Raw genomic sequence first — 10,443 nt, 5'->3', positions numbered from 1 at the left:
CGGCGGCTTCGGCGGCGGGGGCGGCGGCTTCAGCGGTGGAGGTGGCAGCTTCTAACTTCCCTGGCGTCATTACCGGTTTGACCCTGTTGTTCAGATTCACCATTGTTTTACAACCAATAGGAAGGTTCACATCATGACCAAGCAGTCCATTTTTGGCCGCGTTGCCCAGCTGGCCAAGGCGAACATCAACGCCATGATCGATTCAGCCGAGGATCCGCAGAAGATGATGGATCAGATGATCCGCGACTACACGAACAACATCGCCGAGGCCGAACAGGCCGTGGCCCAGACCATCGGCAACCTGCGGATGCTGGAAGACGACTACCGGGAGGACGAGCAGGCCGCCAGCGAGTGGGGCACCAAGCCCTGGCCGCCTCGAACAAGGCCGAGGACTTCCGCACCTCCGATGAGGACGCCAACGCCGCGAAGTTCGACAACCTAGCCAAGGTGGCCATCCAGCGCCAGATGCAGGCCGAAAGCGAAATGAAGAGCGCGCAGCCGACCATCGCTTCACAACGTGAAATTGTTGAGAAGCTGAAGACCGGCCTGGAGCAGATGAAGAGCAAGCGCACCGAACTGGTTTCCAAGCGGGACGAGCTGACGGCCCGTTCGAAGGCCGCTGCCGCCCAGAACCAGATCAACGAAGCGGTCAAGTCCGTGAACATCATGGACGCCACCAGCGAGATCAGCCGCTTCGAGGAAAAGGTTCGCCGCGAGGAGGCACGGGTCCGCGGCGCCTCCGAACTGGCTTCTTCCAGCCTGGACTCCCAGTTCGAGCAGCTGGAGGATCTGGGAGAGCAGACCGAAATTGAGGCTCGTCTCGCGGCGCTGAAGTCCAAGCAGACCGGCGCCTGGAGAACTAGTACCTGTAGGCAGCAACAGCATCCGTGGCCGTCACCGTTCTGGTGGCGGCCACGGGTTTATCTGGTCCGCTTGAGGCTGCGCGCCAGGCCCGGAAACCGGCCAAGCGATTGCGCCGGATAAAGCAAAAGAGGAGATCCTTTCGGATCTCCTCTTATCTCGTGGCGGGGGAAGGATTTGAACCTTCGACCTCCGGGTTATGAGCCCGGCGAGCTACCGAACTGCTCCACCCCGCGTCGGTAAATACAACATTACCAATCCTTGAACTCCATGGCTAATCCTGGGCCAGTGACCTTCGTCACCGGAGACTTTCCCGCCATCCCCCGGCATGACGTGGCGGGATTATGCCGCCACTGTTGAATGATGCCTGTCAGAGAATCCAGCCCCCGATCACGCGGGGGCTGCCGGAACCACTGTCCCCGAAGGCGTGCGCGCCCCTTGCGATCCCGTAAATGAGCCGGCAGGCCTTGCTGGACACAAAGTCTCATCCGGACCGCGCGGTGAGCCCTGAGACGCCATAGCGCCTACCGCCGCCCGGCGTTGGGTAGCTTTAGGGCCACCGGGCCATTCCTGCGCCCCTTGCGACACGGCCCGGGTTGGAGGGCATCAAATCGTCCGGACATGCAAAAAGGTGGAAACGAATCGTTTCCACCTTTTTGTCTTATGTGGCGGGGGAAGGATTTGAACCTTCGACCTCCGGGTTATGAGCCCGGCGAGCTACCGAACTGCTCCACCCCGCGATGACTAGACTATTCTTCATCATCGCGGAGCGGAATGCAAATCGGGCTACCTGGGGCTGGCCGGGACTAGTTCCCATCCTGCGGCTGCTCGGTCGGAGCGCCGCTTTCCTCCGGGGCCGGGGCCTCGGTCCCATCGGCCTCCAGCGCCCGGCTCAGGCGTCCTCCAGGGCCTTCTGGCTTCACCATAGGCACCGAAGTCACCATCGGACAGGGCCTGCTGGCCGCGCTTGATGGCTTCGTTCGCGTCCTTCAGCGCCTGGGTCAGCTTCTCCGAGTCGGTCTGCTCCGGGGCCTTGGGCTGCTCGTCATCCGGCGAGTCGCCCGGGTCGGCACCATCATGCTCCTGGGTCACCGCTCCGGAGTCGCCTCCGAAGATCTCATCCAGCTTCGCCCAGGGTGTCAGCGAACCCGACCTCGTCACCGAAGGCCACCAGGACCTTGCGCAGGTTGGGAAGCTGGTCTGGCCCGAAGACTGCACGTAGACCGGCTGCACGTAGAGCACACCGCCGCCCACCGGCAGCGAGAGCAGGTTGCCGCCCTTGACCTCCGAGGCACCCTGACGCAGCAGGTTCAGCTGGGTGGTGACCCGGGTGTTCGTGTCGAAGTTCTGCTGTGCCTGGCCGGGGCCGGGGACCGCGGTGTCGCGCGGCAGCTCCAGCAGCCGCAGCTTGCCGTAGTCCTCGTTCTTCACGCCCGCTTCCCCGCCGGCGTCAGCGTTGGCGGAGAGGAAACCGAACAGCACGTTGCGCTGCTGCCCGTTGCGCGAAGCGGCCGGGATGAACGTGGTGGTCAGCGAGAACGTCGCATCATCCTGGGTCGGCATCTTCAACGACATGTAGTACGGAGGCTGCTTCACGTCCCCGCTGCTGGCCGTCGGATCGCTGGGCACGGCCCAGGCGTCGTTGGCTTCGTAGAACGTGTCCGGGTTAGTCACGTGATAGGTGGTCAGCACCTCACGCTGCACCTTGAACATGTCCTCCGGGTAGCGCACGTGCTCGATCAGTTCGCCGGACATCTCCGACATCGGCTTGACCGAGGTCGGGAAAATCTGCTGCCAGGCCTTGAGCATCGGCTCCTGGTCATCCCAGGCGTACAGGTCCACCGAACCGTCATAGGCATCCACGGTAGCCTTGACCGAGTTGCGGATGTAGTTCACCCGGCCCGAGAGCCGGTCGAATTCCGAGGCGTTGGTCAACGAATCGGTCACCGCCGATTCCAGCTGCTGCTGCTGCGAGTACGGGTAGGCGTTGGAGGTGGTGTAGCCATCCACGATCCACTTCACCCGACCGTCGATGATCGCCGGGTAGGCGTTCGAATCCAGGGTCAGGTACGGGGCGACCTTACTCACGCGTTCGCGCGGGTTGCGGTCGTAGATGATCTGGGATTCGGCGTTCACCGCATCCGAGAGCAGCAGGTCGGTGGACGCGAACTTCAGCGAGTACACCAGGCGGTTGAAGAAGTTGCCGATGTTCGGCCCGCCGTCGCCCTCGAAGGTGTAGCGCACATCCTCACCCTCGGAGCCGGTGCTGGGGCGGTCCAGTTCACGCGGCTGCCAGTCCTCCGGGCCACCAACAATCGAGTAGTCCGGGGACCGCTCACCAAAGTAGATCCGCGGTTCGTAGCTTTCATCGCTGGCCAGCTCACCGCTGGTCGGCACGCCCCCGAGCATGAAGTCCGGGCGTCCGCCGGCGGCCACGCGGTTGCCGTAGGCGGCCACCAGGCCGTAGCCGTGGGTGTAGGTGATGTGCTGGTTGATCCACGAATCGTTCGGGTCCACGGTGATCTCACGGGCGGCGATGACCGTGTCCTCGGTCTTGCCGTCGATCTCGTAGCGGTCAACGTTCAGGTTCGTGGGGAACGCGTAGTAGCTGCGGAACTGCTGCAGCTGGGCGAACGCCGCGGAAACCAGGTTCGGATCCAGCAGGCGGATGTTGGTGGTGGTCGCCTTCTCGGCAGCCAGCGCACCGGATTCGGCGGTCACCTTCGCCTCATACGGGGTCACCTCCACATCCTGCAGGCCATAGGCCTCCCGCGTCATCTTGATGTTGCGGTCAATGTATTCGCGTTCCAGGGACTTCTGCGAAGGTTGCACCTGGTATTCCTGGACCAGGAACGGGTAGATGCCCCCGGCCACGATCATGGTCACCACCAGCATCGCGGTGCCGATCAGCGGCAGGCGCCAGCGCCCGGTGAAGGCGGCAATGATGAAGGTGATGGCAATCAGCACGGCGATGATCGCCAGGATCATCCGCGCCGGGATGACCGCGTGCACGTCCTTGTACAGGCACCGGCCACGCGGCCGGACTGGTCGGTGAGCGTCTCGTACTGGCCAATCCAGTAGTTCACGCCCTGCAGCACCAGGAAGACGGCCACGACGACGGCGGTGTGCACCCGGGCGGCCTTGCCGATGGTCACTCCCCCGCGTTCCTCGATGCGGATCCCGCCGTAGAGGTAGTGGGTCAGCAGCCCGGCCACCCCGCCGAGCAGGACCACCGAAATCAGGAACCCGTTGATCAGTCCGATGAACGGCAGGGTGAACACGAAGAAGCTGATGTCCATGTTGAACTGCGGGTCGGTGGTGCCGAACTCCTGCTGGTTCATGAACAGCAGGATGGTCTGCCACTGGCCGGCCACCGCGATTCCGGAGAACACACCGATCACCACGGGGATGCCGATCATCAAGAAGCGGCGGATCGGCTCCAGCTGCGCCTGGTAGCGGGACATCATGTCCGGGCGGTTTGAGCTGGGCGCGTACACCGGGCGGTGCTTGTAGGCGCTGCGCATGGACAGCCACATCGGCACGGCCATGAGGGCGGCGGCAACGATGAAGATGACCACCTTGGCGATCTTCTCGGTCCAATACACCTCCGAGTATCCCAGCTGGTTGAACCAGAGGATGTCGGCGTAGAAGTTCGAGAAGAAGACGAACAGCGCGACGAGGATACCCACCGCGAAAATCGTCAACGTCAGCGGCGAGGTTTTCCGATTCGGCGGGTTCGGTGGGCGCTTGGGCTCATCGGATCCCCGCGGGGGCCCTCCGAATGGACTGTCAGGTCCGAATGACACTATTTTTTCCTCACACTCAAGGTCCCGGTGAGCAAAGTTCGTGCCGAGACGCGTGTATTTACTTACATTGGTATCTGGTCTGCGGGGGTTTGGCTAGCGGAACCCGCCGCGGGGCTCACTTCAAGGTGCAGGTGGGCAGCTGCTGCGGGTCGGTTCCCGAGGCGATGCGGCTCAGGGCCTGGCGGGCCTCGGCCAGGGTGGACACCTTCACCACGTCCAGGTCCTTGGGGACCCGGTCCTGCACGTCGGGGCAGTTATCTGCCGGGGCCAGGAACACCTCGGCGCCGGCGCGCTGGGCGGCGGCCATCTTCTGGGCGATCCCGCCAATGGGTTCGATCTTGCCGTCATCGGTGATCGCCCCGGTGCCGGCCACGTGGGTGTCCCCGGCCAGGGACCCTTCGGTGAGCTGGTCGATGATGGCCAGGGCGAACATCATCCCGGCGCTGGGTCCCCCGATGTCCTCCACCCCGAAGTTCACGTCCATGGGGAAGGTGTATTCCGGCTTCAGGAACACGCCAATTTGCCGGGTCCCGTCCTCGGCTGCGGCGGTGCTCACCTCTTCGTCCACCGATTGGCCCTCACGCTTGACGGTCAGTGTGGACGGCTTCGTCCCCTGGCGGGTCAGGGCCTGCTTCAGCTGGGCCAGGTCCTTGATGGGTTCACCGTTGATCTTCTCCAGCTCGTCCCCCTCACGCAGCTCCCTGGTTGAGCGGATCGCCGAAGCCCACCACCTGCAGGGTGGTCGTGAAGGGGATCTGCAGTTCATTCAGGGCCGCGGCCACCGACAGCTCCTGGCTGGAGGCCATCAGCGAATCGTTCTGCTGGCTCAGCTCATCGCTGGTCACCCCGCGCGGCAGTACGGTCTCTTCCTGCACCACGTCCTTGGTGGGATTCACCAACGCCTCCAGGATCACCGGGACGGTCACCCGGTGCTGCCCGCCGCCCTGGACGTAGACCGTGGTCATGTCCAACTGGCTTTCGGTCTCAAAGGTCTTGGCGTCCTTGATGCTCAACAGCTGATGTCCGTCCAGCTCGCCCAGCGTGTTGACCACCGGGCCCGGTGATTCGACCACAAAGTTGGTGGGCAGGAAGGAAATCACCGCCACCAGCAGCAGCGCAATGGTTCCGGCGATGGTGCCCCGCGGCCGAGGGGAGCTGGTGGTTGCGGATTCCCGCGTTTGGGCTGGGTCAGCTCCTGGCAGTGGTTCCATCTCTTGCACGTAAGTCGCTCCCGCCGCGGACATAAAAGTTGTGGCTCGGCCATTTGGGGACAAACGACCACTCCTAGCCTACTGAATAAGCCCAGGGAACTTCATCCGCACACAGAGGTATATTCGGTGTGCCGAAAGCGAACTGGGGCGTGGATCTATGTCAACGCTCAGCTCTAACGGGTACTTTTATTACATGGCACAGAACCCACCAAATAATCGACCGTACGGGTCGGACGACGAGAATGACCCACAGGATCCTTTTGCTGCGATGTTTGGACAACTCTTCGGTGGTGGATTCGATCCCAACAATCTTCCACCACAGTTGCGGGCCGCGCTGGGCGACCAGGCGAACAATCCCGCGGCAATGCAGCAGATGATGCAACAGGCCCAGGCCTTCATGTCGGCGATGATGCAGTCCAATCCCGCCGAGGGCTCGGTGAACTGGAAACTGGCTTCGGACACCGCCCTGCAGGCCTACGCCAGCGAAGACCCGGCCGTGAGCGAATCGCGGCGCAGCGCCATCGCCGACGCATCCCACCTGGCCGGCATGTGGCTGGATAACGCGACCGTCTTTGAAGGCACCGGCATGCCGCTGGAGGCGTGGACCCGCCGCAAGTGGTTCGACAAGACCCTGGCACCTGGAAGCAGCTGACCGAGCCGATCGCCGAATCGGTGATCAAGCGATCACCTCCTCGATGCAGGAGCATCTGCCCGAACAGATCAAGGGCATGCTGGGCAATTCCGACCAGATCTTCCGCAACCTGGGCGGCAGCATGTTCGGCGCCCAGCTGGGCACCGCGCTGGCGCCCTGGCCAAGGACGTGTTGGGCGGCACGGACATTGGTCTGCCCCTGGCCGGGAATACCCCGGGGCTGGTGGCCACCAACGTGCAGACCTTTGGCGAGGGGCTGGAGATCCCGGAGCAGGAAATCCTGCTGTACGTGGTGCTGCGTGAGGCCGCCCATGTGCGTCTGTTCCAGCGGGTCCCGTGGCTGTCCTCGAAGCTGATCGGCGCGGTGGAAAGCTACGCGCGGGGCATCCACATCGACATGTCCCGCATCGAAGAGGCGGTGCGCGATGTCGACCCGTCAAACCCGGAGTCCCTGCAGCAGATGCTTGGCGAGGGCCTGTTCACCCCGCAGCGCACCGAGGCGCAGGAACGGGCGCTGAAGAACCTGGAACTGACCCTGGCGCTCATCGAGGCTGGGTGGACCATGTGGTGTCCCTGGCCGCGAAGAACCTGCCGTTCTCCGAGCACCTGCGCGAAACCTTCCGTCGCCGCCGTGCCTCGGGCGGACCGGCGGAGAACACGTTCGCCTCCCTGGTGGGCCTGGAGCTGCGTCCCCGCCGCCTGCGCGAGGCCACTGCCCTGTGGGAGCACCTGGATGCCGAACGCGGTACCGAGGGCCGCGACGCGGTCTGGGATCACCCGGACCTGATGCCCACCGCCGAGGATCTTGATGATCCGGCCAGCTTCACCAGCCGCCGGGAGACCGCGGCGTCGGAGTTCGAGGACTTTGACGCCCAGCTGGGCAAGCTGCTCGACGGCGGTTTTGAGGCCACCGATGATCCGCAGGATCCAGAAGACCCTGACGGCCCGCAGGAGCCGAAGCCGTAGCCAGACCGGCTGATTCGTTCACGGGTTGGGCCCCGACGACCGTGCTCGTCGGGGCCCAGCCCGTTTCTCAAGGGATGCAGCCCCGGAAGGACGGCGAGCGCCGGCGGACCGCTTAGCCGTGCTCCAGGTCCCCACCCTCATCCAGGTCCTCGAGCTGATCATCCGGGCGCCCCATCTCCCGGGCGTGGGCCCGGTAGCCGGCGCTAAAGGCCTTGAGGTATTCGTCGGCTTCGCGCCGCCGCTCGAAACGGTTCAGCAGCCCGTTGAAGCGCGGGCCGTGCCCGTCCGCCGGTTCCACCAGGTGGCACAGTTCGTGCACCAGCACATAGTCCTGAACCCATTGCGGCATGTACTGCAGGCGCGTGGAGAGCCGGATGCGGCGCTCGTACACGGTCGCCGAACCCCAGCGCTTGGTCTGGTTGCTGACCCAGCGCACCGAGGCCGGCGCGGCCAAACCCCCGGTGTAGTGCCGGTCCAGGGCGATGGCCCGCTGCATCAACGCCTCATCACTCAGCGCCCAGTCGGTGGTGCGCTTGCGCTGACGGAACTTCTTGAGCATCTCCTCGACAAAGGTGCGTTCGGCCGATTCGGTCAATGCCGCCGGGACCGAGACGACAAAGCGGTCATCCTTCCACTGGGAGGAGACGGTCTTGCGTCGTTTGGTGGAACGCACGATGCGTACCGGGATGTCATCCTCGGCATAGAAATCCACTGTGGTGGGATGCGCTGGCATGCCAAGCCTCCGATTCTAGAAGTTCGTGCCCGGGCTGCCGGACGTGGGATCCCCACCCTAGGCCCGCACTCACCGCCCCGGGCGATGCGGGTCACCGGTTGGGGATAGACCGGCTGGCCGCGGCCCCGCAGCGCGTTACCGCATCACGGTACGGGCCGGCGGCTCTCAGCCTGGTTCACCAGGTCCAGCACGGCCTGCCCGTAGCGTTCAAGTTTGGATTTGCCCACCCCGGAAATCCGGCCCAGCTCCTGCAGCGTACCGGGTTTGTCCTCGGCAATGGCCATCAGCGTTGAATCGGTGAACACCACGAACGCGGGAACCGAGTTCGCCTGGGACACCTCACTGCGCCAGCCGCGCAGTGTCTCAAAGAGCTGCTCGTCGTAGGCGGCCGGACAGTCCGAGCACCGGCGCAGCTTGCGTTCACGGGCGCTGCTGAGGAACGAGCCGCATTCCCGGCACACGGCCGGCGTCAGTTTCTGTTCCTTGCGCCGCCGGCTTGGCTGGCGGGCCGAGGAACGCGGCACGGCGCGGATCCCGTCCAGGAAGCGTGAGGGCTGGCGGTGGGCGCGTCCTCCTGGTGTGCGGGCTAACGACCAGGAGAGGAACAGCTGCAGCCGGGCCCTGGTGATCCCCACGTACAGCAGTCGCCGTTCCTCGTCGTAGCCGGCCTGGTCCTTGGCATAGGTGATCGGCACCAGCCGTCACTGAGCCCGGCCAAGAAGACCACATCCCATTCCAGGCCCTTGGCCGCATGGAAGGAGGCCAGGGTGACCCCGTTCAGCGTGGGCGCGTGCTGGGTAGCGGCGCGTTCCTCAAGTTCGGTGATGATCTCCCGCAGGTAATCTGCTCGCCTCCCTGGTCGCGGGCGGCGGCCATGTCATCGGCCAGACGCACCAGCGCCGAGAGCGATTCCCAGCGTTGGCGTTGGGCCCCGCCGGCAGTCGGCGGGTGGGGGGCGTAGCCGTGGGAGGAAAGCACGTCGCGCACCATCTGGGTGCCGGGATCTCCGATTCCACGTGCAGGGCCGCGCGCAGCGCGAGCATCCCCTCCTTGACCTCGGTGCGGGAGAAGAAGCGTTCGGCGCCGCGCATCACATACGGGATGGAGTGGGCGGTCAGGGCCTGTTCGAAGGCCTCGGACTGGCCGTTGGTGCGGTACAGGATGGCGATTTCGCTGACGTCCTGGCCGTTGCTCAGCAGTGCCTTGATCCGCTGGGCGACTTCCTCCGCCTCGTGCGCGTCATCACTGGCCTCGAAGAACTCCGGTTCCGGGCCGTGCTCGCGCTGGGCGATCAGCTCCAGCGGTTCAGGCCAGGTGACCATGCGGTCCGGCACGGAGGTTTCAATGCGGCGCGTGGCCAGGATCTTGTTGGCCAGGGCCACCACTTCGGGGGTGGAACGGTAGTCGCGCACCAGCTTGACTACGTCGGCCTCCGGGTAGCGTTGGCGGAACTTCAGCAGGTAGTCGGAGGTCGCCCCGGTGAACGAGTAGATGGTCTGGGAGCGTCTCCCACCACGCAGATGTCCCGCCGCTCCCCCAGCCACAAATCCAGCAGGCGCTGCTGCAGCGGGGAAACGTCCTGGTACTCATCCACACGAAGTGCCGGTACTGGGCACGCACGCTGGCGGCGACCTTCTCATCGTCCTCCAGGATGGCGGCGGTGAGCATCAGGACGTCTTCAAAGTCGATGACCTGGCGGTCGTCCTTCAGCTCCTCATAGGTCTGGAAGATGCGCACCATCGTCACCGGCTCCAGCCCGTTGGGCAGCTCCCGGCCCTCGACCACCTTGGCGTAGGTTTCCACCGAATGCATCGAGACCTTCGCCCACTCAATTTCGGAGGCCAGGTCGCGCACCATCGCCCGGTCGCTGGAAATGCGCAACCGGCGCGCGCTTTCGGCCACCAACGGCGCCTTGTGCTCAATCAGGTTCGGCAGGGTGCCGCCAATGGACTGCGGCCAGAAGTACTGCAGCTGGCGCAGCGCCGCAGCATGAAGGTGCGGGTCTGCACCCCGTTGGCGCCAAGGTGGCGCAGCCGGGTGCGCATCTCCGCTGCGGCACGGGTGGTGAAGGTCAGGGCCAGCACGGTGTTGCTGGTACACCCCGGTATAGACCCCGTGGGCGATGCGGTGGGTGATTGCCCGGGTCTTGCCGGTGCCCGCCCCGGCCAGGATGCACAGCGGTCCGGTCAGGCTTTCGGCCGCACGGCGCTGCTCG

General features: G+C 64.7%; 4 protein-coding genes, 2 tRNA genes and 4 pseudogenes. 3 read left to right on the top strand and 7 right to left on the bottom strand.

What is annotated here, in order from left to right; all coding sequences use genetic code 11:
* Nucleotides 1-133: 133 nt before the first annotated feature.
* A pseudogene (locus JCM19049_RS04375) lies at nucleotides 134-984 on the top strand (PspA/IM30 family protein).
* A gap of 39 nt (nucleotides 985-1,023) precedes the next feature.
* Here the strand turns inward: JCM19049_RS04375 and JCM19049_RS04370 are convergent.
* From JCM19049_RS04370 to JCM19049_RS04350, 5 genes and pseudogenes are all read right to left on the bottom strand, one after another.
* Nucleotides 1,024-1,097 (bottom strand) — tRNA-Met (locus JCM19049_RS04370).
* A 430-nt stretch (nucleotides 1,098-1,527) separates the two neighbouring features.
* Nucleotides 1,528-1,601: transfer RNA gene (locus JCM19049_RS04365), tRNA-Met, on the bottom strand.
* A gap of 66 nt (nucleotides 1,602-1,667) precedes the next feature.
* Nucleotides 1,668-4,550, bottom strand: a pseudogene (locus JCM19049_RS04360) (UPF0182 family protein).
* Between the two features lie 232 nt (nucleotides 4,551-4,782).
* Nucleotides 4,783-5,433 (bottom strand): S16 family serine protease, encoded by a 651-nt coding sequence (locus tag JCM19049_RS04355; protein ID WP_054820923.1) that lies wholly within the window; start codon nucleotides 5,431-5,433, stop codon nucleotides 4,783-4,785.
* Nucleotides 5,357-5,878, bottom strand: coding sequence for a hypothetical protein (locus tag JCM19049_RS04350; RefSeq protein ID WP_054820922.1), 522 nt, complete (start codon nucleotides 5,876-5,878; stop codon nucleotides 5,357-5,359). Before JCM19049_RS04350 ends, JCM19049_RS04355 begins: the two co-directional genes overlap by 77 nt.
* Nucleotides 5,879-6,035: 157 nt before the next feature.
* On the opposite strand from JCM19049_RS04350, the pseudogene JCM19049_RS18570 reads away from it, so the two are divergent.
* Nucleotides 6,036-7,294, top strand: a pseudogene (locus JCM19049_RS18570) (zinc-dependent metalloprotease); the annotation flags it as partial.
* Nucleotides 7,295-7,315: 21 nt separating this feature from the next.
* Nucleotides 7,316-7,495 carry a hypothetical protein gene (locus JCM19049_RS18560; protein ID WP_279402445.1) on the top strand — a complete coding sequence of 60 codons (180 nt, stop codon included), beginning with the start codon at nucleotides 7,316-7,318 and terminating at the stop codon, nucleotides 7,493-7,495.
* 112 nt (nucleotides 7,496-7,607) lie between these two features.
* Here JCM19049_RS18560 and JCM19049_RS04340 read toward each other — a convergent pair whose 3' ends face one another.
* Both JCM19049_RS04340 and JCM19049_RS04335 read right to left on the bottom strand, forming a co-directional pair.
* Complete coding sequence (locus tag JCM19049_RS04340; protein WP_054820921.1) at nucleotides 7,608-8,207, bottom strand: M48 family metallopeptidase; 600 nt, start codon at nucleotides 8,205-8,207, stop codon at nucleotides 7,608-7,610.
* A 164-nt stretch (nucleotides 8,208-8,371) separates the two neighbouring features.
* Nucleotides 8,372-10,443, bottom strand: a pseudogene (locus JCM19049_RS04335) (ATP-dependent DNA helicase UvrD2); the annotation flags it as partial.

It is taken from the genome of Arthrobacter sp. JCM 19049, from assembly GCF_001310435.1.
Note: the sequence above shows the minus strand (reverse complement) of the source record. Positions and strands in the feature narration are given on the sequence as shown.